This window comes from Marinimicrobium sp. UBA4209, from assembly GCF_002381585.1.
GTDB lineage: Bacteria > Pseudomonadota > Gammaproteobacteria > Pseudomonadales > Cellvibrionaceae > Marinimicrobium > Marinimicrobium koreense.
This window is the reverse complement of record NZ_DFTP01000061.1, coordinates 1-25,433: the sequence shown is the minus strand read 5'-3', so window position 1 is coordinate 25,433 and position 25,433 is coordinate 1. Positions and strand designations below refer to the sequence as shown.

The following is a 25,433-nucleotide window of genomic DNA, read 5'->3' as shown; positions in this document are numbered from 1 at the left end:
TAGGGCGGATAAGCGAAGCGCATCCGCCGTAACCCCAGCCCGACATTGTGGGTGATGTTTGCTAGAATGGCGGATTGATTTGGCCGGGCATTGTGACCTCTTTTTATGAATGAATATCAGCGACAGGCTTATCTGGACGCCCTGGGCATGGAACAGTACGTTCCGCGCTGGCTGATGCCGCATGCGCCGATGCCCACGGCCTGCGAGCTGCCTGTGGTCGAGCCGCAGCCAGCCGCGCCTGCGGTGGCTCGGGAACCTGCGAACGAGCGGGCGTCCGCTGAGGCACCGCGGCCGGTGGCGGATTTCCTGAACGATATGCGCGAACCGGCCAAGCCGACGCGTCGGGAAGCGCCTCCGGAACCGGAGAAAGTCGCCGCTGCGGAGCCGCCCGCCGAGCGAATCGAGCCCTTTACCCTCAGCATCTGGCGTTCGCCCTTGCCAATACTGGTGGTCGATGCCCGCCAGCCCCGCGCGGCCATGCCCACGGACCGTCTGCTGCGCAACCTGCTGCAGGCGCTGGCGCCCCACGATACGCAGCGGGTCAGCGAAGAGGTACTGCCCTGGCCGCTGGTCAACCACAAGGCGGTGCGTCTGACCAGCGAGGACGCGCGGGCCGAGCTGGGCACCTGGCTGGAAACCGAGTTGGCCAACCGGCCGGTGCGCCACCTGTTGCTGATGGGGGAGTCGGCCGCGCGCTTCCTGTTGCCGGAAGATAGGCAGTACGATGAAGCCCTCTGGCAGTCGCTGTCCCTGCCGCCGTTCGACATGCCCACGCTGGTCGCACCCAGTCTGTTGGAGATACTGCGCAACCCGGATCTGAAACGGCCGCTCTGGACGGCATTGCAGCCCTGGTTGCCAATGGACGTGACCGCGAGCTGACCGCTTTGACCACCATGACGTCGACTCCCCACCCTTCGCTCTCCATCGTGACTACTGCCACCGGTCTTGAGCTGACTTTCCGACCCTTGGCGTCCGCCGATATCGAGGCGGTCATGGCACTTGAGAAGCAGGTTCAGAGCCATCCCTGGCGACGGTCCAGTTATGACGACTGCCTGACCGGTCGTCATCACTGCTGGCTCGCCGAGCATCAGGGGCAGTTGGTGGGGTTTGTGGTGGTGGCCTGGGCCGCGGGCGATGCCGAGCTGCTCAATATTGCGGTCGCACCGAATCGACAGCGCCAGGGCGTGGGGCAGGCGCTACTGGAGCTGATGCTGGCGCAGGTCAAGCCGTTCGCCAGCATGGTGTTTCTTGAAGTGCGGGTGTCCAATCACTCGGCAATCGCGTTCTATGAGCGGGAGCAGTTTTTCGAGCTGGGGCAACGGCCGAATTATTACCCTACCGCCCGGGGGCGGGAGGATGCGTTGATTCTGGCGCGGCAGCTGTAGGGTGGCATAAGGCCGAAGGCCGTCATCCACCGTTCCCCGATGCCTGGGCGTCTCAGGTATACTGTCCCGCTTTAAATCCGCCTGCCGCCGTGGGGTTTATGTCACGACCGCTTACTGCAACGCTCACCGAAGGTTCCGTGGCCGGCCAGCTGCGGACCCTGGCCATTCCCATGGTCTGGGGGTTGCTGGCCACCATGTCGTTCAATGTGGTGGATACCTTCTACGTGGCGCAGTTGGGCAACCAGCCCCTGGCGGCGATGAGCTTTACTTTCCCGATTGTGATGATCATTACCAGCCTGGGCATCGGTCTGGGGGCGGGGTCTTCGTCGGCCATCTCCCGTGCCATCGGTGAAGGGGACGCCAGCTATGCCCGGCGCCTGGCCACCGACGCGATCAGTCTGACCTTTCTGGTATCGGCCAGCATGTGCCTGCTCGGCTGGCTGTTGATGGACCCGCTGTTCAGCCTTCTGGGCGCCACGCCCGATCTCTTGCCCCTGATTCGCGACTACATGTCCATCTGGTTTATCAGCGCGCCGTTTCTGATGGTGCCCATGGTCTGCCTGTCGGCCCTGCGTGCCCTGGGCATGAGCCACATCCAGGGTTACCTGATGAGCGCGGCGGCGCTGTTCAATGCCGCGCTGGACCCGCTGCTGATTTTCGGACTGTGGGGCTTTCCCGCATTGGAGCTCCAGGGTGCCGCCTTGGCGACGCTCGTCACTCGCATACTGACCTTTCTGGTGGCCTTTTACATTCTCGCCGTGCGGGTTCGGCTGCTGACCTACCCCTGGGTGGCCTGGCAGGCGCTGATGCGCTCCTGGAAAACCATTGTGCATGTCGGTGTTCCCGCCATGGCCACCAATGTGATTGTCCCGTTGGCGAGTGCGGTGGTGACGGTCATGGTCGCCCGCTACGGGACCGATGCGGTGGCCGGGCTGGGAGTGGCCATGCGCATCGAGCCGTTGATGTTGATCGTGTTTTACGCGCTGTCCGGTGTTATCGGTCCGTTCTTCGGGCAGAATTTCGGGGCCGGTCAACACCACCGTCTGAATGAGGCGGTAAAGGTACTCTCGTTATTCTGCCTCGGGTTTGGGCTCTTGATCGCGGTCTTTCTGTGGCTGTTTGGCGGGTTGTTGGCAAGCCTGTTCAGCGAGCATGCTGAGGTCTTGCGGGTGGCTGCTTTCTACCTGGCCGTGGTGCCCTTCAGTTACGGGGCCTACGGTATCGTGATGTCGGTGAATGCCGCTTTTAACGGCTTGGGTCGCCCTCTGCCGGCGATGGCATTGTCCGCGGGACGGGTGGTCTACGTGTTCCTGCCCCTGGCCTTTCTCGGCCAGTGGATCTGGGGACTGGAAGGCATCTTTATGGCCACGGCGCTGGCGAACTGCCTGGTCGGGCTCTGGGCCTGGGAGTGGCTGCGTCGTTACGTCCAGCAGGTTCGGGCTGAAGGTGGGCGTCGTGCGCTGGTCTCGGTGGAGGCGGGCCATGACCCCCACTGAACGCAGCCCGGAGCAGTATCTTCAGTGGGCGCGCTGGCTTCTGATTGCCGTATTGCTGGTGCCCATCGGTCAAGATGTTCTGTCCGGGACGGCGCTGACGGTGGATGGCTGGCTGGGTCTGTGGTGCTTTGCACTGGCGGTCCAGCTCGTCGCTTACTCGCCGTGGCCCCGCGCCGAACATCGGCGGCTCAGCCTCCATCTTCTATGCGATATTGTGCTCTGGAACGGGGTGGTCTGGTTGACCGGGGGCGCCACCAACCCCTTTGCCGCGCTGTTGTTGATTCCCCTGGTGCTGGCGTTTTTATTGCTGCCCTGGCGGTGGGCGGCTCTGCTGTTGATCGCGAGTATTGCGGGGCAGTTGGTGCAACTGGTGGCGGTGTCCGATACGCACCTCGGTCACGACGGCATGGGCGGACACTTTCAGGCCATGGTGGCCGGTTTTGTGATTGCGGCCCTGCTGCTGGCTTTGACCTTACTCTATTTGCGCCGGCAACTGCACCTGCGGGATCTGGATCTGCAGCGGCTGCGGGAAACCCAGTTACGCGATGAACAACTCCTGGCGGTGGGAACCGCCGCCGCCCAGTTGACCCACGAAATGGCGACACCGGTTCAGTCGATCGGTTTGCTGTTGGATGAAATGGAACTCACTCTGGCGCCCGCGGACCGTCAGGAGACGGATGCCGAACGCCAGTTGATCCGCCGGCAGTTGGAGCGTATTCAGGGATTATTGGCTGACTGGCGGCTGATTGCCGAGGATGTCCGCGCGCGGCGTCTGCAAGCGTTGCCACTGGATCAACTGCTGCAGTCGGTACGCCAATTGCTGAGTATCACCCGCCCCGGCGAGCCTGTGGCGTGGGGAGAGATGAAAGGGGTGGCAGGCTCTGGTGTGCGCGCCGATCGCACGCTGATGCCGGCCATCCTGAGCCTGCTCAACAATGCCCTGGATGCGGGCGGTTCGGTGCGGGTGAGTGGTTACTGCTCTGAGGGACTGTGGCGGCTCGACATTGATAACACCGGCCGGCCTCTGACACCGGAGCAGCGGGCGCGTCTGGGGGCCGAATGTCTGCCCAGCGATGACGGGTTTGGCGTGGGCGCGCTGGTCAGCTACGCCACGATGGAGCGGTTTGGCGGGCGGGTGTACTGGTCCGGTGACGATCGCAGCACTCGAGCCCGGCTGGAATTGCCCATTCAGGAGTGTTCTGACGGTGACTAGGCTGCTACTGATTGACGATGATGCGCTGTTTCGCGACCTGATGACTCGCCGCCTGGGGCGCGAGGGCTTTGAGGTGAGCGCCTGCGCCGATGCGGAGGACGCGCTCGCCTGTGATCCCGAGCCCCTGGATGCGATTCTGCTCGATCTGATGTTGGGCGAGCGGTCCGGGCTGGACCTGATTGCGGAACTCAAACAGCGCTTTCAGCCCCGTGAATTGGTGGTGCTCACCGGTTACGCCAGCATCGCCACCACTGTGGAAGCGATGAAGCGCGGTGCCACCAACTACCTGGCCAAGCCGGTGGACCTGGCCCAGCTCCTCAAGGTGCTGAGAGGCACCGACGTGGCACAAACCGAGCCGCTTTCAGGCCGTCACGTCACCCCCGCCGAGCTGGAATGGGAGCATCTGCAACGGGTACTGCTGGAGCACGATGGCAACATTTCCTCCACCGCCCGGGCCCTGGGCATGCACCGGCGCACTCTGCAGCGCAAGTTGAAAAAGCACTCTCCGTTCTGAGTAGGCACCGTAGTCAGGTCCGAAATGAGCGCTTATTATGTACTCGGGCGTTTTTGAAGTTCCGGAGGTTTAAAAATAATATTTTTAAGGCATTCAAAGTACCGCTCAAAGGAAAAATATAAACAATCTCATTGCTTTTGTTTAAAAATTACGGTATTTTGGTACCATGAATACCGTTAGAGGTTCAAAATTAAACACGCTGTTGAGTACGCAGCCGAAAGGCACCGTGCTGTTATCTGCCTGGTTGACCGAACAGGGCTATAGCCCGGAGCTGCAAAAGCAGTACCGCAAAAGCCAGTGGTTTAACTCCATAGGCACCGGGGCATTGGCGCGCTGTGGAGATCAAGTGGATTACCTGGGCGGAGTTTACGCCCTGCAATCTCAGCTTAAACTGTCTGTTCACCCGGCAGGGAAGACGGCGCTCGCCATGCAGGGGAAATCGCAGTACCTCGAACTTCTGACTAAAAAAGCACTTCTCTTTGGCGGGCCAAACGAAAGTCTGCCTCTTTGGTTTAGAAAGCATGATTGGGGGGTGAGCGTTGACTGCAAATGGAGTGCATTTATGCCGCCGGAGCTAGGGCTGGTGGACCATGAGCACAAGAGTTTCACGGTCAAAATATCATCTCCGGCCCGAGCTGTGATGGAATGCCTATATATGGCACCTAAATCACAACCGCTTGTTGAAGTCTATGAGCTGATGGAAGGGCTTAATAATTTGCGCCCGGCGAGCGTTCAAAAATTGCTGGAAGGTTGCAATTCGATCAAGGTGAAACGCCTGTTCCTCTATATGGCTGAAAAGGCTGGTCATGACTGGTTGAGCTATCTCGACTTGAACAAAATGGACTTGGGGTCGGGTAAACGCGCAATTGTGCCTGATGGTGTTTATATTCCAAAGTACCAAATTACTGTGCCAAGGGAGTTGGCAGCATATATATGAATCAAACTTATAGAAAACAGGTTGGATTATTACTGAGCGTGCTTCCAGAGGTGGCTAAAGAGACGTGCTTTGCCATGCATGGAGGTACAGCGATAAACCTGTTTGTGCGTGATATGCCGAGGCTGTCGGTTGATATTGACTTGACCTATGTGGAAATCAGCCCTCGCGAGCATGCGCTTGCCTCGATCAATAAAGCGCTTATGCGTATCAAGGGTAGAATAGAGAGGCTTCTCCCCAGGGTGAGGGTTCATCACAGCTCTGATGCGTGCAAGCTACAACTTGATGAAGGCGGGATGCTCATCAAAATAGAGGTCAACATGGTTGGCCGGGGGCTGCTGGGTGCACCGGAAGAACGACCATTATGCAATGCGGCACAAGAGACATTTGATGCTTTTTGTGTAATGAGCCTGGTGCCGCGACCTCAGCTTTACGGTGGGAAGTTATGCGCTGCACTCGACCGCCAGCATCCCAGGGATCTTTTTGATATCAAGTTGTTGTTGGAAAATGAAGGGCTTAACGACGAAATTAGACCAGGCCTGGTGTATGGGTTGGTCTGTTCTAACCGTCCCACTCATGAAATGCTTGATCCTAACCTGCTGGATCAGCGTGCAACGTTTGAAAACCAGTTCGAGGGAATGAGCGCGCTAGCATTCACCTATGAAAATTATGAGCAGGTCAGACAAGGCCTAATTAAGAGGGTCAGGGAGGCGCTCGGTGAGAAAGACAGGATTTTCTTAAGTAGTTTTAATCGGTTGGAACCTGAGTGGTCAATTTATAACTTTCAAGATTTTCCATCAGTGAAATGGAAGCTTTTCAATCTGGAGCGATTTAAGCAAACCAGGCCAGGCGCGTATGCAAAACAACTGCGTCTTTTGGAAAAGATATTGGATCGTTGATTTCGAGCGACCCTGATCTCAGATAGAATGGCGGGCTCTCTCATCCCTTGAAAAGGGATGCTGGGTACAAATTTAGGTACAAATTAGGATTTAAAGTGGTATGGCTGATAGCAATTTTTTGAATGAAATCAACAAGCGAAGGACTTTTGCTATCATTTCCCACCCGGACGCCGGTAAAACCACCATCACTGAAAAGCTGTTGCTGTTCGGAAGTGCGATTCAGCAGGCCGGCTCCGTGAAAGGTAAGCGAGGGCCCCATGCCAAGTCGGACTGGATGACCATGGAGCAGGAGCGCGGCATTTCCGTGACCTCCTCGGTGATGCAGTTCCCCTACAAGGAGCGCATCGTCAACCTGCTCGATACCCCGGGGCACGAAGACTTCTCGGAAGACACCTACCGCACCCTCACCGCCGTGGACTCGGTGCTGATGGTGCTGGACGGGGCCAAGGGTGTGGAAGACCGGACCATCAAACTGATGGATGTCTGCCGGTTGCGCGATACCCCGATTCTGTCTTTCGTGAACAAGCTGGACCGGGAAGCCCGGGACCCGGTTGACCTGCTGGATGAAATCGAGTCGGTTCTGAACATCACCGCCGCTCCGGTCAACTGGCCGCTGGGTATGGGGGTTGATTTCAAGGGCGTTTATAACCTGTACACGGACACTATTCACGTGTACGAGAAAGGTCAGGGACACACCATTCCCGCTGACACTCAGATTCAGGGGCTGGACAGCGCCGAAGCCAGTGAGCTGCTGGGTGATGATGCCGAGGATATTCGCGAGCAGATCGAGTTTGTGCGCGGCGCGACCTCGCCCTTTGATGTCGAGGAGTACCTGGCCGGGCGTATGACGCCGGTGTTTTTCGGTACCGCCCTGGGCAACTTTGGTGTTCGCGAAATGCTGGATCACTTTGTGGACTGGGCGCCCAAGCCCATGCCACGCATGACCCATTATCGGGAAGTACAGCCCAACGAAGAAAAACTGTCGGGCTTTGTGTTCAAGATTCAGGCGAACATGGACCCGAAACACCGGGACCGTATTGCGTTTATGCGCATCTGCTCGGGCACCTACCGCCAGGGCATGAAGATGCGTCATGTGCGCCTGGGTAAGGATGTGAAGATTGCCGATGCGGTGACCTTCATGGCTGGCGACCGCAGTGCGGTGGATGAGGCCATTGCCGGTGATATCATCGGGCTTCACAACCACGGTACGATTCAGATTGGCGATACCTTCACGGAGGGTGAACCGCTGAAGTTTACCGGCATCCCGCACTTTGCCCCGGAACTGTTCCGCCGCATCCGCCTGAAAGATCCGCTCAAAACCAAGCAGTTGCAGAAAGGTCTGCAGCAGTTGGCGGAAGAGGGGTCTACCCAGGTGTTTTTCCCGCTGAATAACAACGATATCGTGGTCGGTGCGGTTGGGGTGTTGCAGTTCGAGGTGGTGGCTTACCGGTTGAAAGACGAGTACAAGGTCGAGGCCATCTACGAGCCGGTCAATGTGGCCACCGCGCGTTGGGCGGAGTGTGAGGATCCGAAAAAGCTTGAGGAGTTCAAGCGCAAGTGTGCGGACAACCTCGCCCTGGATGGGGGGGGTTACCTCACCTATCTGGCGCCAACCCGGGTCAACCTGTCCCTGACCGAGGAGCGCTACCCCGAGGTAAACCTGCGGGCGACACGGGAGCACTGATCAACGGGTCATGTTCTGAATACGAAAACGGCGCCTGTAGGCGCCGTTTTCGTATCGGTGCGAAGGTCTCGCTCTGTTACTCCGGGACCACGAAGGTAAAGGGTACCGAGAACTCGTACACGTCTCCGCGAATGACCTCGGGCACGTCCGGGAAGGGTGCTGCTTCCCGGATGGCCCGCTCGGCCTCCCGGTTGAGCAGGGAGTGTTCCGACTCTTCCAGCATATTCATGCTCTGGATGGCGCCCGCCCGATCGATCACCACTGCCACGCGAATCTCCCCTTCCTGTCCGCGCTGAAGGGCGCGTCGAGGGTAGCTTGTGTTTTGCAGGATGCTGCGCATCAGGTTGGAGAAATACAGCTGTTGCGCCCGCAGAGACTCGGCGGTCAGTAGCGGCTCGTCATCCTCTTCCTCTTCTTCGGCGACTACCGCCGGTTCGGGTTCAGGTTCGGGCGCCGGTTCAGGCTGTGGCTCGGGTTCTGGCTCTGGTTCGGGCTCCGGTTCTGGCTCCAGGGACGCCTTCGGCATGTCCAGAGCAGTCACCAGCGGGGCGGTTGCAGCGACCGGTGGCGCGCTGGACTCCGGTTCGGGCGACGGTTCGGGTTCGGGTTCCGGTTCCGGCTGGTTCCACTGGGCCACGGTTTCTATCCGTGCGGCTGAAGGCTCGATGGCTTCAAAGCGCGAACGCAGGTCACCGGGGATCTCGCTCGGAGAGAGCAGGTTGTCCCGGAAGGTCGATGACAGGGGGACATTGCCCACCCAGGCGCGGGCCAGCAGGTTGAAGAAGGGCTCATCCTCAATCACGCCGAGCTCGACGCCATTCAAACCCACCGCAACACCGGTGCCGGGGTTGAGCTCAATGGTGACCACATCGTTCTGGCGCAAACGCCCCCGGAACAGATTGGAGAAGGCCACCATGTTGTCGGCCTGCGCTGTGAGGGCGCTGCCGCTGTTGTTGATGGAGACCCCTTCAATCCACATCCGGCTGAAACGCCGGGACGGGATGCCATTGTCGGCCGTAATACGCAGCTCCATGCGCTTGGCGCCGGGGCTGTTGAGCGCCGTGTCAGCGCTATCAGTTCTGGACTCAAGATAGAGCGCACCAATGAACATTTCATTGCCCAGTTCCTGATGAGACGCCAGGCCGTTCAGGCTTGACGCCGCCATTGCCGAGGGGGCGAGGTACAAGGCAAACGAGAGCAAGACAGACATTACTGAGGCTTTGAACATAAGCGAATCCCAATTCACATCATTATTATGTGCGTCCCGTAATTCCGCACTTCGTCGGGCATCAGCCAGCTATCATACAATAAAATGTTGATTCGATGGGCAGTGTGGGTCGGACGAATTTGGGCGAAAATGGGGCAGGTCTATTCCTTTGGGTCATAACCGTGCAGATTTCTCAACACGGAGCAGCGCCGGTTGTCAGACGTCAATGGACAAGGCTATGATGCGGAGCAACCCCTGTGGGCGGTGGAGCCGGCCGGGGGAATAATAAACAATATACTGACCGCTCCGGGGCAGAGAACTTGGCAACTATGGAAATAAAACCCCTCAACAAATTTCCCCGAGATACCGTTGAACGTTGGTTGCTCACTATTCCTTTTTACAAAACCGTCAAACAGCAGGACAACTGGCAGTTCGAAATTCTGCTGGATCGGGCCCATATCGCTTACTACGAACCCGGTGAACAGGTACTGCAGCGCGGTGAGCGGGACCAGTGGCTGTATTTTCTGCTGAGAGGGCAGCTGGACGTATACCCCAATGAGCAGGTGGAAGGCCCCTCCATCAATCAGATTACCCCGGGCGAAGTGTTCGGCGACCTGGCCATGCTGATTGGCCATGAACGCACGGCGACCCTCATTGCCTCACCGGGGTGCCGGCAAGTGGTTGTACTGGCCTCGGACTTCAGTGAGTTTGCCAACCTGGAGTCCAACCGGCCGATCACCCTGGCCACCAAACTCGCCTACTACCGGAATACCGTGCACAGCCTGCGCTGGAAGCTCGAGGTGTACCGCGCCCAGAATCCGCAGCACAGCTTTGCTAATCGCCATCGACAGATCCGGTTGTACACTGGCCCCAAAGACACCCGCGAGGAGCTCTCGGCCCTGCACGCCCAGGCGCAATCGCTGGCGCGCCTGTTGCTGGAGTGGAATGGTGAATTTGGGGCAGCGCGTCGTTAGTTGGCCGGTAAATTTGCTATCATGAGGTTTATTCCGCGCCCGGCGGCCAATGGCCGGGTCCGATTGTATTCTGTTCAGGGCCACTATGACCTTTGACGATTTGAAACTTCGGCCGGGCTACCCGCTTCAAGTCCAGGTCGAAACCAGTACCGGGATGTCCGAGCGTTATCCGTGCCGCTTTGTGGGGGCCATGCCAGGGCGGGCGCTATTGCTGTCCGTGCCCCGTGTCAATGGTCGTTTTCTGCGCTTGCGTCCAGGGCAGAAGGTCGTGGCCCGGATGATGGTGGCGAACGGGGTCGGGGTTTTTACCTGCTCGGTGGAGAGCCAGGCCACGGATCCCTACCCACTGCTACACCTTGATTACCCCGAGGAAGTCGGCTTTAAAGGCATTCGACAATCCACCCGTGTGGAAATTGCATTGCCGGTCGTCGTGCTCAATCAGAGTAGCCTCGAGGCCTCTGAAGTAGACGCTCGTGTGGTTGATATCAGCCTGTCGGGTGCGCGCCTGGAGTTGGATCGTATTCTGGGCGATATCGGAGATAAAGTATCCATTACCGCCCAGGTTGAAGTGGCCGGGCTCTATCGCGACCTGCGCCTCGAAGCGGTCATCCGCTCCCGGGTTGAGCGCAGTACCCAGGAACTCAAGCAGAACACCCCGGTAGTGTACGGGCTGGAATTCGTTGAGGCAGATGAAGATCGCCGCTTGCTGTTGGCCGCCTATGTGTATGCGAAAATTGCCCAGGATCAATTACCCACACCTTAGCGCCGGTCTGGCGTTGTGCCTGTGTCTGAGCGCGGCCGCTCCGGTCCAGTCGGTTGAACTGGAGCAGCTGTGGCTGCCCAAATCCTATCTACGACATCTTCCCCGTCTGTATGACGCTGCGCGCCTGGTGGAGGAATCCCCGGGCTGTGAAGAGCTGCTGGAGGGCACCAGTCATCTCGGACGGAGCACACTCGAGCATCCCGTCTTCACCCTCAAGTGCCGCAATCCATCGGGCCAGACTTTCAGCCTGATGGTCGACGGCCCCAGCCTGATGAAAGTGGATGACACCCGTCCCGGTGGCCTGGTGTCCTTCGAGCAACTGCGGGAAGAGTATGAGCTGGCTCAGCAGCGTGAGCGGGAGCGACAAGAGAAGGCCCGAGAGCTCGCCGCACTGGAAGCGCAAAAGCAACAGACCGAGCAGGAGCGCCAACAGTGGTTGCAGTGGTGGGAGGATGAGTTTGCCCGGCGAGAGACGTTCTGGAAGGAGTGTGTCGCGGCACTGGAGCAGCGAGTGGGCGGAATGCAGGCACTGGAATGGCTGACTACCGAGCGCCCTGAGCCCGAGTTGGGGCAGGAGCCAAACCTGGAAAGCCATCCGCCGCTCACCTATGTGATCGACTTCAATGCAGAGAGTTATTATGGCGAGGCGCTGTTTTATCGGGCGGCTTGTCGCCAGGACGACCAAGGGGAACTGGAGCTGGATATCAGGGCGCGAAGGGACTAGATAAAAATGGTCAGACACAAAAAAGGGTCCCTGAGGACCCTTTTTTGTGGAACCGCCACTAGCGCTTAGGCGCTGGGGGTTGCCTTGGCGGGACGGCCGCGACGGGCGCCAGCCTTTTTCGCCGCTGCTTTTTTAGCGGTGGTTTTTTTGGCCGCGGTTTTGCGGGTGCCGGTTTTCTTGGTGGCGGCCTTCTTGGCAGTGCTCTTACGCGCAGCGGTTTTCTTGGTCGCTGGCTTTTTGGTCGCCGCTTTTTTCTTGGCGGTGGTCTTTTTGGTGGCTGCCTTCGCTTTGGCGGCGGCCTTTTTGGCTTTTGCCTTGGCCTTGGCGGCGGCTTTCTTGGCCGCTACTTTCTGCCGTGCTGCCAGTTTCTTGGCGGCGGCGCGGGCGCGGGCGGCTTCTTTTTTGGCTTTCGCCTTGGCTTTGGCGGCCGCTTTCTTGGCAGCGGCTTTGGCGCGAGCGGCTTCTTTACGAGCGGCGGCCTGCTGAACCTTGGCCATGGCGGCTTCGGCCTTCGCTACGGCTTTGTCGTGCTCATTGGCCAGTTTGTTGGCGGCCTTGATTTCGGCCAGGGTCTGCTTGGCGGCTGCCAGATCAGCCTTGACCGTATCGTGAGCGGCCTTCGCCGTGTTCACTGCGGCCTTGGCGGCTTCTGCCTGCTTGGCCGCGGCGGGGGTTTTCTTCTTGCGCGCAGTGGCCAGCTTGGCACGGGCTGACTTGACTTTGGTTGCCGCTTTGGTGGCTTCCTTGGTCAGTGCTGTTACGGTTTTCTGGGCATCGGTTTCCTGTTGAGTGCGGGCTTTGCTCAGTTGCGCTTTGACCTGAGCGAGCTCTTTTTCCAGTTGCGCAACAGCGTCAACGGACGTTTTTTTGCGTGCAGCCATGGTTTGCTTCCCTTATTGTTTTGGAAGAAAAAATGAAGGATGAATAAAAAGCAAAATACAAACAGGTGATAAGTTAAAACTTTGTGGTGAAAATTCAAGTTTTTTATTGCGAAATCAGGAAAATAAACCGCTTTTTCGTAAAAAAAACCCGTTTTCGGGTTTTTTGAACAGTCGATTGAAGTGTTTACCGGTTGGTTTTGAGTTTGGCGGAAAGCTTGCCGCTGATTCGTCAGTGAACTGCGGGCGTTATCCTTGAGTGCGTTTTCTGTATATAATCACAGGTATGATTCAAGGTCGGGACACGCTTTGTGCGTAAAATTATTCACTGTGATGCGGACTGCTTTTTTGCCGCAATCGAGATGCGGGACGATCCGAGTCTCCGTCATCGTCCGATTGCGGTGGGGGGCAGCTCGGATCGGCGCGGCGTGATCTCCACCTGTAATTATGAGGCGCGCCGGTACGGTGTTCGCTCCGCAATGGCCTCGGCTTACGCCAAGCGTTTGTGTCCGGACTTGCTGATTGTGCCGCATCGGATGGATGCCTATCGGGAAGCGTCCCTGCAAATGCGTCATGTGTTCTACGATTTTTCCGAACGAGTGGAACCTTTGTCGCTGGATGAGGCCTATCTGGATGTGACCGACAGTGAACACTGTCAGGGTAGCGCCACCCGGATTGCCGAGGCGATTCGCGAGCGGGTTCATGACGCGCTGGGTATCACCATCTCGGCCGGCGTTGCACCCAATAAATTTCTGGCCAAAGTGGCCAGTGATTGGCGCAAACCCGACGGTTTGTACGTGGTGCCTCCGACGCAGGTAGACGAGTTCGTTCGGGCGTTGCCCGTTGAGCGCGTGCCGGGTGTCGGCCGGGCCACGGCCCAGAAGCTGTCGCAGATGGGTGTGGCCACCTGTGGTGACCTGCAGGCTTTTGATGTGTTTGAGCTCAGTGAGCGCTTCGGGGCCTTCGGCGTGCGTCTGCACCACCTGTGCCACGGGCGTGACGAGCGGGCGGTGACGGTCAGCCGGCGTCGCAAGTCCCTCAGTGTGGAGCACACCTTTGCCCAGGACCTGCCCGACCTCGAGCATTGCCTCGGGCAGTTGCCAGGGCTGCTGCAGTCTCTGGCCCTTCGGTTGCGCCGGGTTGATGGCGATTATCGGGTGGTCAAGCGGTTCGTGAAGCTGAAGTTTGAGGATTTCACCTCCACAACCCTTGAGCGGGCCGGTACCGATGTCAATCAGGCGGCTTACCGGGCGTTGTGTGAGGAAGCGTTTGTGCGCGGTGATCGACCGGTCAGGCTGCTCGGCGTTGGGGTGCGGTTTGTGGATTTACGGGAAGATCAGGCTTTTTACCAGCTTGATTTATTCTCTTAGCCGCATTTTTAGGGCATTTTTACACCCATCAAGGTGTAAAAAGGACTATTAGCGGGCGCTGGGATGGCCACAATGGCAAGAAAGCGATGGTCATGCAGCGGTAAAAGCTGTTAGTATTCGGGTCTGTTTCTGGGGGGCTCAAGGGCGCCCAGTGATTTCAGACACCCAGTGATTTCAGATAAGAACGGGAGTAAGTGCGGTGAGAAGAAAGAAGAGCCGTAGCGGTGATGATAGTAACGATATCGATTTGACCCCCATGTTGGACGTGGTGTTCATTATGTTGATCTTCTTTATTGTGACGGCGTCGTTCGTCAAAGAGATCGGCCTCGACACCAATGTTCCCGAAGAGAATGACCAGCCGCCGCCGGAAGATGCGGATCCCAACATCGTGGTCGATATCCGTCAGGATAACCAGGTGTGGATGGAGAACCGTCGAGTGGATACCCGGGCAATTCGTTCAAACATTGAGCGGATGCGGGCGGAGTTGCCGGACGCTACCGTGATTATTCGTACCCACGATCGTGCCGACGCGTCCGTTTATGTCTCAGTAGCGGATGCAGCTCGGGCCGCCAATGCGCCCAGTATTGTTCTTGTGCCCATGCCGGAAGAAATGCGCGCTCGATAAGATCGCCTGTTCTTCGGACATAAAAAAACCACCGACAAAATCGGTGGTTTTTTTATGTCCGCCTGATGGCCCTGAGAGTGTTCGACCAAAACTGCCTGGCGGATCAGGCGCCCTCAGTGGGGCGCCTTCTGCTCAGTCTTCGACTCTTTAGCTGGCGAGTTGCTTGCGCACCGAGGCCAGTTTGACGCAGACCACAAACACCTTCATCGCCCCTTTCACTTCCTCGACGCTGGGCACTGAGGGCGCAATACGGATATTGCGGTCCTCGGGGTCTTGGCCGTAAGGGAAGGTGGCGCCCGCGGGCGTCAGCTTGACTCCGGCCTCGGCCGCCAGACGAACGGTGTCCTGAGCACAGCCGGGACGAGTGTCAAACGACACAAAATAGCCACCTTGAGGTTCCTGCCAGTTGCCCAGATCGCTCTCTGCGAAGGCTTCGTTCAGCGCATCCAGTACCGCCGCAAAGCGGGGCTTGAGCAGTTCGGCATGACCCTGCATGTGCTTCATCAGGGCGTCCCGGTTGGGCAGGAAGCGGCTGTGACGAATCTGGTTGACCTTGTCCGGACCGATGGTGCAGGTTCCCAGAAACTGCTTGAACCCTTTCAGGTTGGCGGGGCTGGCGTTGACGAACGCGACCCCGGCACCGGCGTGGGTGATCTTTGAGGTCGAAGCAAACTGAATGACCGAGTCTTCTGTACCGTGCTGGGCGCAGGCTTTCATCACACAGGCCAGTTCCGGTGGGTTGTCGACCAGGTCGTGAACGGCGTAGGCGTTGTCCCAGAATACCCGGAAGTTCGGGCCCGCGATTTTACCCAGTGCGGCAATACGCTCAACGGTTTCATCGCTGTACACCACACCGGTCGGGTTGGAGTATTTGGGAACACACCACATGCCCTTGATGCGCGGATCGTCTTTGACCAGCGCCTCTACTTTGTCCATATCCGGACCGGCGTCGGTCATGGGCACGGCAATCATGTCAATGCCGAGCTGCTCACAGACCGTATGGTGACGGTCGTAGCCGGGAACCGGGCAAAGGAATTTCACGTTGCCCTCGTTTTTCCAGGCGCTATCCGCGCCGGTCAGGCCGAACTGGTGAGCGGTCAGCATGACCTGGAACATCAGGGTCAGGCTGCTGTTGCCACCGACCAGCACATCGTCGGGATCGACGCCCATCAGGTTGGCGCCCAGTTGTTTGGCTTCGGGCAGGCCGTCCAGGCCACCGTAGTTGCGTGTGTCGGTGCCGTCGGCGGCTTTGTAGTCACCTTTGAGAATGCCATCCAGCGCATCGGACAGGCTCAGCTGCTCCGGAGAGGGCTTGCCTCGGGTCAGATCCAGGTTGAGTTTCTGGTTGACGATGCGTTGATACTCGTCGGCCAGTTCGGTTTCCCACTGGCGCAGTTGTTCCTGTGTCGCTTGATCCAGTTGCAAGGTGTCTACCTCAATGGTTGGTGGGCGAAAGGGGCATTATAACCCTTGGTGGGTGAAGATTTAACCGGGCATGGTCGTTAACCGCGGACGACCGCTGAAGCTCATGCCTCGAGCGGTGGGGTCGGGCAGTCCAGTGCGTCCGCCACGGCGCGGTAGAGCTCCGCTTCCCGCGGTGTGACCCGCTGGTCCTGGAGAAGGCATTCGCGCAGCGCTTTGAGTAATTCGGGCTTTTCCAGCGGGCGCAGTTGGCGCAATCTGTCCAGGGCGCTGTCGAGGCCATTGAAGCCGATGTCCTCGGTGGGCATCAGTGTGCTCTCCAGGCCCAGCCGGGAGGCGCCGGCCCGGTAAGCCTGGGCCGGTTGGGTGCGACCGGCCCAGGCAGCGACCGACAGCAGCAGTCGGGCTTCAGCCTGGCAGTACGCCAGCTTGAGGCGCTGGCGTTTGGGGACCGGTGCCACCAGGTGGGTGTGTGCCAGCCGGTAAACGATCCATTCGCTCAGTTGTACTCGACCGTCGGCTTTCGCCAGACCGCTCAAAATGGCGAGAAAGTCCCGACGCTGTTGATCGGAGAATTCATTGAGCGAGGGCAGGGCCAGCTCAATCGCCGGTAGGCGCAAACCGTCCGGCAGTTCCGCGCTCTGAGTCATCACCGAACGCAGCGCGTTCAGCTCGGTTTCCTTCAGTTGTTCCGCGAGGTAGCTCCACTCGGATGCGCGCGAATTCGCATCGGAATTCAACTGGAGTCCCCAAAGTAATCCCCGGGCGCTGAAGGGGTCCCGGGCGGCCTCGCGCAAGGTCTGGGGTAGTGTCTCGAGGGTGGCCTTTGCCTGTTCAATCGCCTTAGGACTGATCTCACCCGTGTGATGCCCCGCGCTGCTGGCCACCGCAACCGCCGCCGCCATGGCTCGGGCCGTCTCTTCTCGCCCGGTGGTCGAAGCGGATTCGGACGTTTGCGCTGCCGCTGTACTGTCGGGCTGACTCAGCGGGGTGAAGTCCCCCTGCCAGCCGGGCAGTACCCGGCGAATCCGGTCTTCCAGCGGTGGGTGGGTGGCCATCAGGCCGCTCAGTCGTGCCTTGACGCCTTCTTCGAAGTACATGTGGCTGAATTCATTGGCGTCACTGGCCGACAGTTGTGAGCCGTCCGGGGAGTGGCCGATTCTGATCAGGGCGCCGCCGATGCCCTCGGGATTGCGGGTGTACTGAACCGCCGAGGCGTCTGCCAGGAACTCCCGCTGACGACTCACCGCCGCCTTGATCCAGTTACCGAAGAAGGTGCCGACAGCGCCGAGGATGATCAGTCCCAGTCCGATCAATGCGACATTGCCCTGATTGGAGCGGCGACGCAGTCCTCGGCGGGCACCGCTGCGCGCCAGAATATGGCCGAGCAGACCGATCAGAAGCAGGCCGTTCAGCACCGCCACCAGGCGCAGGTTCAGGCGCATATCGCCATGCAGGATGTGACTGAACTCGTGCGCAATTACTCCCTGCAATTCATCCCGGGAAAGCTGCTCCATGGCGCCACGGGTGACCCCAATGACCGCGTCGTGAGGGCCGTGGCCCGCAGCGAACGCGTTGATGCCGGCTTCATTCAGCTCGTACACCGGGGGAACCGGTGTGCCGGAGGCAATGGCCATTTCCTCGACAATATTCAGCAGTTGTCGCCGGGGCAGTTCCTGGCTGTTGCCGGGAATCAGTTGGCCGCCCAGGGCCTCGGCCACGGCCTGCCCACCCGCGCGCAACTGCAACCATTTGAAGCCACTGCCGACCAGAACCAGCAAGCCGACCATCAGAGAAATCCAGGCGATGGGTTGCCAACCCACTTGTTCGAGCAGGCGTCGCCAGTAGCCGCCACCGCCGGCCGTTTGCACCGAGGTCAAACCGACGCTGGCGACCACGAATACCAACGTGGTGAGGGCAATGATGCTCAGTACCGCCAGCGTCATTAACACCACCAGGCGACGGGTGTTGCGGCGAGCCAGCTCCTGGTGTTCAAAAAAATCCATACCGGGGCGGCCGGGGCTTATTTGAACGAGACTTTGGGGGCGGCCTGAATGGCTTCGCTGTCGTCAAACTCCAGCAACGCGGCATCCTCACGATGGCCGAGGTGTCTGGCGAGAATGACCGGTGGGAAGCTCTGCTTATAGGTGTTGTAGGTCATGACCGAGTCGTTGAACGCCTGGCGGGCGAACGCGACTTTGTTTTCGGTGCTGGTGAGCTCCTCATTGAGCTGCATCATGTTCTGGGACGCTTTCAGATCGGGGTAGGCTTCCATGACCATGTTCAGGCGGCCCAGTGCCCCCGCCAGACTGTTTTCGGCGCCGCTCAGTTGTGCCATGGCCTGTGGGTCGCCGGGCGCGCTGCGGGCGGCGTTGAGACCGACGAGGGCCTGGTTGCGTGCCTGGGTTACGGCTTCGAGGGTCTCCCGTTCATGGGAGAGGTAGGCCTTGGCGGTTTCGACCAGGTTGGGGATCAGGTCGTAGCGGCGTTTGAGCTGTACTTCAATCTGGGCAAAGGCATTTTGAAATCGGTTTTTCAGTGCGACCAGGCGGTTGTAAACGCTGATCAGGTAGAACACCAGCGCGCCGATCAGTACCAGAACAACGATGGTTGAAACGTCCATAACGCGAATCCTTTTACCGGGGATGAAATTATTATTCAGGCGCCGGGGTGACCGGCGCCTCAGTCAATGTATTCAAATACTCGCACGACTCGCTCCACACCGCCAGTGCGGCTGACAATATCGGTGATTCGATCGGCCTCGGCCCGGGACACCAGACCCATCAGGTACACACTGGCGTTTTCGGTGATCACCTTGACCCGGCCGCCCTCGACATCGCGACTGGCATACAGCTTGGTTTTGACTTTGGTGGTCAGCCAGTTGTCGTGGCTTCGGGTCATGAAGGAGATCGGCGCGTCGACTTCCAGCTCGTTGTGCACCTGCCGGACGCTGTGGATGGCATCCACGGTTTTGCCGGCCAGGCTGCGCAGCTCGGCGTTGGGTACCTGACCCACCAGCAATACCACGGCGTTGTAGCTGTGCACGTCGATAGGGGAATCGTCCAGGCGTTGGTGGGTTTTGTTGATGTTGACGCTGGCAATGGTCTCGATTTGGGAGTCGTCAATGCGCATGCCCAGCGAGCGTTTCCCGGGGTTTAACTGGATGGGCTCGCTGGTAGTGGCATCGACAATGGTAGTGCAGCCTCCGAGCACCGATAGCAGTGCGGTCAACAGAACGGCGGGCAATCCCAAAAAGCGTGGACGAGCCATCAGTGGAATCCTCCGAATAAATGTTGATCGATCAAATCACACAAACAGAAAATCGTCAGCAGGTGCACTTCGTGAATGCGTATCGCCGAGGGCAGGGCCGCGCGCAGTTCGATGTCCCGGTGGTCGAGCAGGGCGGCGGCGTCGCCACCGTCGCCGCCCGTGAGTGCGATTACCCGAATGTTGCGGTCGTGGGCGGCGCTGATGGCCTGCAACAGGCTGCCGGCGTTTCCGGTGCTGGTGATCAGCACCAGTACGTCGCCATCCTGCCCGAGAGCTCGCAGGGGTTTGGCGTAGACGTCATTGCCGCCACCGTCGGCGGCAATGGCGGTCTGGGTGATCATGTCGGCGCCCAGATTCAGCGCCGGCAGGCTGGGCCGCTCCTGCTCGAACCGGTGTACCAGACTGCTGGTGAGAATCTGCGCCTGAGCGGCGGAGACCCCGTTACCGCAGGTGAGGATCTTGTGGCCGTTGAGCAGCGCTTCGACCATCACTTCACTGGCGTGAACAATCTGTGGGGCGAGGCTTTCACCGGTCTGCATGGTGGCCTCAATGCTTTCGTGAAACAGGGTGATGACCCGTTGTTCCATAGGATGTCCCGTTTTCGAGTGACGGGCTCAAATTGCGCTGAACGCGTCTTTGAGCCAGGTTATTGGGGCGCCGGCAGCGCGGCGCGGATCGAACGCCACCACATCGAAACGACAGGCGACCCGATCGGTCAGTCCGGTGCGCTGCAGATAGTGCTGCGCGGCGCGAATCAGCTTTTGCTGCTTGCGAAAATCCACGGTTTCGGCTGCCGAGGCAAAGCCGTTATGGCGGCGCAGTCGAACTTCAACAAAGACCAGCGCATTGCCATCGGCCATGACCAGATCAATCTCTCCGGCTTTGCAGCGGTAGTTTCGGTCCCGGACCGTCAACCCCTGTGCCGCCAGATAACGTTCGGCTTCCTGTTCGGCGGCTTTTCCGGCCTCAGCGCTCGCCGGGCGGTTGTAAGTCATCACGCAATTCCTCCTGAAGCGCGTTGTCACGTGGGGTAGCGGCGGCCATGGGCCGGGCTTCTCCCCCCTGAAATTGGGCCCAGACCAGCTCCCGCTCAATCCGGCCACCGGCGCGCATGCGCAGCGCGCCGGTGGCGCCGTAGAGTCGGGCATCCTCGATCTGTTCCAACTGGGGCAGGCGCGGGTAGAGCCGGTAGGCGTCCACACCCAGCGCGTGCAGACGGCTGTAAATGGCCGCCTCCCGACTGTGTTCGGCCAGCGTGGCTTTCTCTTCGAACTCGCCGTTGAGCAGCCAGGGCAGGGTGTTGAAACGTACTCCGTTCAGGTCCCGATTGCTTTTGGTGTCCCGCTCGCCGGTGTAGATGTGACTGGTGGCGTACACCGGCAGATCGCCGGCGTAGTGGAATGCCAGGGTCGGCCGTATCTGACGGCCCTGCTCGGGATCGGCCATCAGGAAAATCATGTCCAGGTCCTGGCGCCGCCGTGGCTCAAATTCCAGGGCGCTGCCGAGCAGGCGGGTCAGGGTCTGTCGGCGGGCCTGGCTCTGATCAATCAACAGCGCCTGCTGAATGATCCGGGAATAATCACCGCTGCCGGGAAACTGGCTGTCGATCGAGACTTCGCCGCCCAGCGCTTGCCACTCCCGGGTGAAGGCCTGGGCGCTGCGCGCACTCCAGTTGCGGTCCGGAGCGAGGATCATGGCGTTGCGGTGGCCTTCCTGATAGGCGCGACGGGCCACCTGACGGGCCTCGTCCTCCGAGGCGAGGCCAAACTGATACAGGCCCTCGGGCGCTTCGGGCCGCTCTTCATTCAGAGTGCTGTCAACGTAATTGAGGGTCAGCACGGGAATAGGCAGCAGATCCTGTTCATGCAGTTGCCGGACCTTGTCCTTATCCAGTGGGCCGATGACCAGATCGGCACCTTCGGCCATGGCCTGTTCGTACAGCGCCAGAATGTCATCGCTGGCGCTAGTGTTGTATTGGCGTATCTGGGGGCGCCGGCTCTGCTCATGTCCGGCTCGATAGTAGGCGCTGAGGAAACCGTCGCGAACGGCATCAGCGGCTCGGGCCAGGGTGCCTTCCTCGGGGAGCAGCAGCGCGACCTGCCGGGGCTGTTGTTCAATCAGTCGGCGTAGCAGTTGCAGATCGTTGGGCAAGTTATTGCTGGCCGGATGGTTGGGCCAGGCGCTCTGCCATTGATCCACCTGGGCTTGCTGCCGTTCAAGATTGGCCTGATTGTCTTTACTGATCGCGGCCAGTTCGAGCCAACCGCGCAGCGGTGTCTGGCTCTCACCACTGATGGCCTGTTCCAACTCCACCAGAGACAGGGACATCAGGCTCTGCCAGAGCTGTTCCCGGTTCTCGGCGCTCGCCGGTTCCTCGGGGCTGAGGAGTGAGTCCATGAGCATGCGTTCATTGACGCTGGCGATGACATCGCCGGTGCGCTGGTACAAATGGGCGCGCAACTCACGCAGCGCGAGCTCGCGCTCCGGCGCCATGGTCTGCCACTGTTGTTCAAGGCGGGGGTTGGTTAGAATGCGTTCGGCCAGATAGTAAGACCCTTCATTCAGTGCCACTGAGCCCAACAGCTCGGTGTGCAGCAAAAATCCGCGGGTATCCAGTTGGCGGCTATCAATGGAGGTCAGCAGGTTGCGGGCCCAGTCGTACTCCTGTTGTTCGACCAGCAGGTTGGCGGCTTCCAGCAGATAACCTTCGCGTTCGGGCGACTGGCTGGCGCGGGCCTGATCCACTAGTGTTTTGACGCGGGCTTCAATCGCCTCCCGGGACAGGGGGGGCTCATCCGCCGGGGTTTCCATCGGAGGTGTGCTGCTGCAACTGGCCAGAAGCCAGACCAAAAGCGCGAGCAGGGTGCACAAATATCCCCGGTATTGCATGATGATGTTCTCCACTAATACAGCTTACGATGTGAGTGCAACCAGACGATAAGGCACGTTTATGACCTCCAACACGACATCAGATCCGCTGGCATCCAGTGGCAGTTCGAGTACCGCCGCGGCCGGTGTTCTGTATGTTGTCGCCACGCCTATTGGCAATTTGGCCGATATGGTACCCCGTGCGGTGGAAATTCTACAATCAGTGGCGTTGATTGCGGCGGAGGATACTCGCCATAGTGCGCGACTCCTGTCACATTTTTCCATATCCACCCCCTGCATCGCTTACCACGACCACAGTGATAGTGAGCGCACCGAAAAAATTCTGGATCGGGTGGCCGCCGGGGAGTCGGTGGCGCTGATCTCCGATGCCGGTACGCCACTGGTGTCAGATCCCGGCTATCGGCTGGTGCGTTCAGCGCGCGAGCGCGGCCTGAATGTGGTACCGGTACCGGGTGCCTGCGCCATGGTCGCGGCGCTCAGTGCGTCAGGCCTTCCTTCAGATCGCTTTTCCTTCGAAGGGTTCCCGCCGCCCAAGGCGAATGCCCGCCGCCAGTGGCTGGAGGCACTGTCCGCCGAGTCGCGCACCCTGATTTTCTACGAGGCGCCGCATCGGGTGCTGGCCTGCCTGGAAGCCATGGCCGAGGTGATGGGGGGTGACCGTGAGGCGGTGATTGCCCGTGAGCTGACCAAAACCTTTGAGACCATTCGGCTGGCACCCTTGGCGGAGCTGGTGGAGTTCGTTCGGGCGGACAGCAATCAGCAGCGGGGGGAGATTGTGCTGATGGTGGCGGGTGCTTCAAACCGTTCGGACAGTACGCTGGATGCCGAAGCTGAGCGGGTGATGGGCATTCTGCTGGAGGAACTGCCGGTCAAGCAGGCGGCCGCGATGGGGGCGAAGATTACCGGGGTGAAAAAAAACGCCCTGTATCAGTGGGCGCTTGAGCAAAAGTAGTTTGAGTGGGAGAGGGTGGTTACGGCGGATGCGCTTCGCTTATCCGCCCTACGCAGGTTTGTACCGCTGCGCTCGGCCGTAGGGCGGATAAGGCCGAAGGCCGCATCCGCCGTAACGAACCCACGCGCATCCGCCGTAACCCAGCTTGCTTAAAGCATCAAAACCGCAAAGTCCCCTGCAGCGCAACACTCCGCGGCCGTTCATAGAAAGCGTAATAACCGCTGCCGGTCCCAATGCCGTTTTCATTTTCAGTTAGCACCGTTGCTACCGGTAAACCGTTGGCGTAGCTGACAATGGCCTCATCGGTCAGGTTCTTGCCAATCAGCGCCACTTCCCAGCGGTCGTCCTGGCCGCTCAGCGCCACCCGGGCGTTCACTTTCACGTAGCTGCCCTGAACCATGCGCGGGTCCAGGGTGGGTGTTGCCAAGTACTCGTCGCTGTAAATCAGGTCCAGGGTGCTGCTCAGGGTCAGTCCACGGCTCAGCGCCAGGGTGTGATTGGCGCTGATGTTGCCCTGAAATTCGGGGGTGAATTCCCGGGTTTCGCCGCTGGCGTCGCACTGGGTCTGTCCCGGCGCCTGGCCAAAGTAGCACTGGGCGGTGGGGAAATCGTCGTACTCGAAGTCCAGCCAGGCCAGACCACCGGAGATCATCAGTTCGTTGGTGGCCATCCAGCGTCCGTCCAGCTCCAGCCCCTGAATGGCGGCCTCGGCGGCATTGGTGACGTTAAAGCTGAAGGCGCCGTCAAACTGGCTGGTCTGCAGGTCCTGGAAGTCAGTGTAGAACAGGGCCGCGTTCAGCTCGGCCCGGCCGTCGGCGAGGTTGAACTTGCCCCCGAGCTCATAGTTCTTGACCTCTTCATCCTCAAATTCAAAGACCCCCGTGATGCTAGGGCTCAAACCTTGAGCCTGGAGCTTGACGTTAATGGCGTTGTTTAGGTTCGGGTCAGGATGTGCGTTTGATCGAACATCGAATCCGCCGGATTTAAAGCCAGTAGTGTAGCTGGCGTAAATCGTATCTGAGCCATTAAGGTCATGTTGCAACGTGAGTGACGGTGTAAAGTTAGACTCGGACCGGGACTCTGACAAAGTATCGTAAGGCTCTATGTTGAACAGCCCAAACAGCCCGTTTAGCTCGTCCATTGGAGAGCCAATCGGTACCTCCTCCGGAAGGCCGCTCTGTTCATCCAGTGCCGTATGGTATTGTCTTCGGCTTGCGGACTTGTCTTCGTGGGAGTATCGGCCACCAAAGATCAATCTGGTTGCATTCGTAAGTTCATACGTGCCTTGAAAAAATGCGGCAGCAATATCGCTGTCCTGCACAAAAGTTCTTTGGCTTGCTGCACCACTCAGTGCAAAGGGATTCCATGGAGGCGCTGGCTCTGAGCCGGCGAAACTTGCTGCGAGAGCCGTCGGTAGCAGGCTTGTCGTTGGTACGCCGATCTCATCGTCGAATTCCAAATCGCTGCTTTGATAGAACAGGCCACCTAAATAGCTGAAGGGGCCGGATTCCGGTGATGCAATGCGGATTTCCTGGCTGACCTGGCTGTAATCCTCTTTCGACAGAATGTTGAACATCGGGACGCCGACGAAGTCGCAATCGCACAGTTCTTCATAGTCGTAGGTGGTATAACCGGTCACGGCGGTCAGGCTGTGCTCGCCCAGCTCGGTCTCCACCTCCAGCATGGCATTGCGGGTGTTGTTGTAACTGAAATCGCCGTTGGACTGACGGTTGAAGTCCTGGGTGGTATCCAGGGTGTAGGCGCCGCCGGTCAGTTGGCTCAGAACGGCCGAGTAGGGCACTGCGCCCTCTACATTCAGCTCCACCGGGTTGACCACCTCGAGGTTGCGCCCCTCCTGATCGAACGAGCCATCCTCAAGTTTCAGGGTAATATCCCACTGGCTGTTGGGTTGCCAGAGCAGGGTGCCGCGCACCACCTGATCTTCTTCCCGGGTTTCATCCTGACCGGTGGTGGTGTTGTGGAAGTGACCATCGATGCTGCGATCCAGAACGGCCAATCGGCCACTGAGCTGATCGGTCAGTGGACCGGAAACGACCGCGCGCAGGTCCTGCTCGCTGTGTTCGGGCTCGTACAGGCCGGTCACTTTGGCGAAGAACTCATCGGTGGGGCGGGCCGTCGTGATACTGATGGCGCCCGCCGTACTGTTCTTGCCGAACAGGATGCTCTGTGGGCCGCGCAGAACTTCGACCCGCTCTATGTCCAGAAATGGCGCC

The 25,433-nt window shown here is 59.3% G+C and carries 24 protein-coding genes; 14 read left to right on the top strand and 10 right to left on the bottom strand.

Going from position 1 to position 25,433, the window contains the following annotated elements; genetic code table 11:
• The first annotated feature begins 105 nt into the window (after positions 1–105).
• The 8 genes from B3187_RS08835 to B3187_RS08800 all read left to right on the top strand — a co-directional run bounded on the left by B3187_RS08835 (position 106) and on the right by B3187_RS08800 (position 8,125).
• Positions 106–879 carry a hypothetical protein gene (locus B3187_RS08835; RefSeq protein WP_286805844.1) on the top strand — a complete coding sequence of 258 codons (774 nt, stop codon included), beginning with the start codon at positions 106–108 and terminating at the stop codon, positions 877–879.
• Between the two features lie 14 nt (positions 880–893).
• Positions 894–1,385, top strand: coding sequence for a ribosomal protein S18-alanine N-acetyltransferase (gene rimI, locus B3187_RS08830; protein WP_286805843.1), 492 nt, complete (start codon positions 894–896; stop codon positions 1,383–1,385).
• 98 nt (positions 1,386–1,483) lie between these two features.
• Positions 1,484–2,881 carry an MATE family efflux transporter gene (locus B3187_RS08825; protein ID WP_286805842.1) on the top strand — a complete coding sequence of 466 codons (1,398 nt, stop codon included), beginning with the start codon at positions 1,484–1,486 and terminating at the stop codon, positions 2,879–2,881.
• Positions 2,868–4,094: a sensor histidine kinase gene (locus B3187_RS08820; protein ID WP_286805841.1), complete on the top strand. Its 1,227-nt coding sequence runs from the start codon at positions 2,868–2,870 to the stop codon at positions 4,092–4,094. The genes B3187_RS08825 and B3187_RS08820 overlap by 14 nt, the downstream gene beginning before the upstream one ends.
• Positions 4,087–4,608: a response regulator transcription factor gene (locus B3187_RS08815; protein ID WP_238559217.1), complete on the top strand. Its 522-nt coding sequence runs from the start codon at positions 4,087–4,089 to the stop codon at positions 4,606–4,608. Before B3187_RS08820 ends, B3187_RS08815 begins: the two co-directional genes overlap by 8 nt.
• Before the next feature lie 166 nt (positions 4,609–4,774).
• Positions 4,775–5,545 (top strand): type IV toxin-antitoxin system AbiEi family antitoxin, encoded by a 771-nt coding sequence (locus B3187_RS08810; protein WP_286805840.1) that lies wholly within the window; start codon positions 4,775–4,777, stop codon positions 5,543–5,545.
• Positions 5,542–6,441: a nucleotidyl transferase AbiEii/AbiGii toxin family protein gene (locus tag B3187_RS08805; RefSeq protein ID WP_286805839.1), complete on the top strand. Its 900-nt coding sequence runs from the start codon at positions 5,542–5,544 to the stop codon at positions 6,439–6,441. Before B3187_RS08810 ends, B3187_RS08805 begins: the two co-directional genes overlap by 4 nt.
• Before the next feature lie 100 nt (positions 6,442–6,541).
• Positions 6,542–8,125, top strand: coding sequence for a peptide chain release factor 3 (locus B3187_RS08800; protein ID WP_286805838.1), 1,584 nt, complete (start codon positions 6,542–6,544; stop codon positions 8,123–8,125).
• 76 nt (positions 8,126–8,201) lie between these two features.
• On the opposite strand, the gene B3187_RS08795 is transcribed toward B3187_RS08800, so the two are convergent.
• Positions 8,202–9,353 (bottom strand): TonB family protein, encoded by a 1,152-nt coding sequence (locus tag B3187_RS08795; protein ID WP_286805837.1) that lies wholly within the window; start codon positions 9,351–9,353, stop codon positions 8,202–8,204.
• Positions 9,354–9,661: 308 nt separating this feature from the next.
• Here B3187_RS08795 and B3187_RS08790 point away from each other — a divergent pair, with 308 nt between their 5' ends.
• The 3 genes from B3187_RS08790 (at position 9,662) to B3187_RS08780 (ending at position 11,793) form a co-directional block, all read left to right on the top strand.
• Positions 9,662–10,306: a cyclic nucleotide-binding domain-containing protein gene (locus tag B3187_RS08790; RefSeq protein ID WP_286805836.1), complete on the top strand. Its 645-nt coding sequence runs from the start codon at positions 9,662–9,664 to the stop codon at positions 10,304–10,306.
• Positions 10,307–10,391: 85 nt separating this feature from the next.
• Positions 10,392–11,069 carry a flagellar brake protein gene (locus B3187_RS08785; protein WP_286805835.1) on the top strand — a complete coding sequence of 226 codons (678 nt, stop codon included), beginning with the start codon at positions 10,392–10,394 and terminating at the stop codon, positions 11,067–11,069.
• Complete coding sequence (locus B3187_RS08780; protein WP_286805833.1) at positions 11,041–11,793, top strand: hypothetical protein; 753 nt, start codon at positions 11,041–11,043, stop codon at positions 11,791–11,793. Before B3187_RS08785 ends, B3187_RS08780 begins: the two co-directional genes overlap by 29 nt.
• A 65-nt stretch (positions 11,794–11,858) precedes the next feature.
• On the opposite strand, the gene B3187_RS08775 is transcribed toward B3187_RS08780, so the two are convergent.
• Positions 11,859–12,674: a hypothetical protein gene (locus B3187_RS08775; protein WP_286805831.1), complete on the bottom strand. Its 816-nt coding sequence runs from the start codon at positions 12,672–12,674 to the stop codon at positions 11,859–11,861.
• A gap of 308 nt (positions 12,675–12,982) precedes the next feature.
• Here B3187_RS08775 and dinB point away from each other — a divergent pair, with 308 nt between their 5' ends.
• Together dinB and B3187_RS08765 are read left to right on the top strand one after the other, a co-directional pair.
• Positions 12,983–14,041, top strand: coding sequence for a DNA polymerase IV (gene dinB / locus B3187_RS08770; RefSeq protein ID WP_286805829.1), 1,059 nt, complete (start codon positions 12,983–12,985; stop codon positions 14,039–14,041).
• Positions 14,042–14,240: 199 nt separating this feature from the next.
• The gene (locus tag B3187_RS08765) at positions 14,241–14,666 is read left to right on the top strand and encodes an ExbD/TolR family protein (RefSeq protein WP_123637935.1); all 426 of its coding nucleotides are present in this window, start codon (positions 14,241–14,243) and stop codon (positions 14,664–14,666) included.
• A 147-nt stretch (positions 14,667–14,813) separates the two neighbouring features.
• Here B3187_RS08765 and B3187_RS08760 read toward each other — a convergent pair whose 3' ends face one another.
• From B3187_RS08760 to B3187_RS08730, 7 genes are all read right to left on the bottom strand, one after another.
• A complete protein-coding gene (locus B3187_RS08760) occupies positions 14,814–16,091 on the bottom strand; it encodes an aminotransferase class I/II-fold pyridoxal phosphate-dependent enzyme (RefSeq protein ID WP_286805828.1) in 1,278 nt (425 codons plus the stop codon).
• Between the two features lie 101 nt (positions 16,092–16,192).
• Complete coding sequence (locus tag B3187_RS08755; protein WP_286805826.1) at positions 16,193–18,094, bottom strand: M48 family metallopeptidase; 1,902 nt, start codon at positions 18,092–18,094, stop codon at positions 16,193–16,195.
• 17 nt (positions 18,095–18,111) lie between these two features.
• The gene (locus tag B3187_RS08750; protein WP_286805825.1) at positions 18,112–18,711 is read right to left on the bottom strand and encodes a LemA family protein; all 600 of its coding nucleotides are present in this window, start codon (positions 18,709–18,711) and stop codon (positions 18,112–18,114) included.
• Positions 18,712–18,770: 59 nt separating this feature from the next.
• Positions 18,771–19,358, bottom strand: a complete 588-nt coding sequence (locus B3187_RS08745; protein WP_286805823.1) for a BON domain-containing protein — start codon at positions 19,356–19,358, stop codon at positions 18,771–18,773.
• Positions 19,358–19,945, bottom strand: coding sequence for an SIS domain-containing protein (locus B3187_RS08740; protein WP_024460839.1), 588 nt, complete (start codon positions 19,943–19,945; stop codon positions 19,358–19,360). Before B3187_RS08740 ends, B3187_RS08745 begins: the two co-directional genes overlap by 1 nt.
• Positions 19,946–19,972: 27 nt before the next feature.
• Positions 19,973–20,353 (bottom strand): YraN family protein, encoded by a 381-nt coding sequence (locus tag B3187_RS08735; protein ID WP_286805854.1) that lies wholly within the window; start codon positions 20,351–20,353, stop codon positions 19,973–19,975.
• Entirely contained in the window at positions 20,325–22,247 is a 1,923-nt protein-coding gene (locus B3187_RS08730; RefSeq protein ID WP_286805821.1) for a penicillin-binding protein activator, read from the bottom strand. The genes B3187_RS08735 and B3187_RS08730 overlap by 29 nt, the downstream gene beginning before the upstream one ends.
• A gap of 61 nt (positions 22,248–22,308) precedes the next feature.
• On the opposite strand from B3187_RS08730, the gene rsmI reads away from it, so the two are divergent.
• Positions 22,309–23,199 carry a 16S rRNA (cytidine(1402)-2'-O)-methyltransferase gene (gene rsmI / locus B3187_RS08725; protein ID WP_286805820.1) on the top strand — a complete coding sequence of 297 codons (891 nt, stop codon included), beginning with the start codon at positions 22,309–22,311 and terminating at the stop codon, positions 23,197–23,199.
• Between the two features lie 157 nt (positions 23,200–23,356).
• Here the strand turns inward: rsmI and B3187_RS08720 are convergent.
• Positions 23,357–25,433 (bottom strand): TonB-dependent receptor (locus B3187_RS08720; protein ID WP_286805819.1); only part of this gene is annotated, 2,077 nt, incomplete at its 5' end.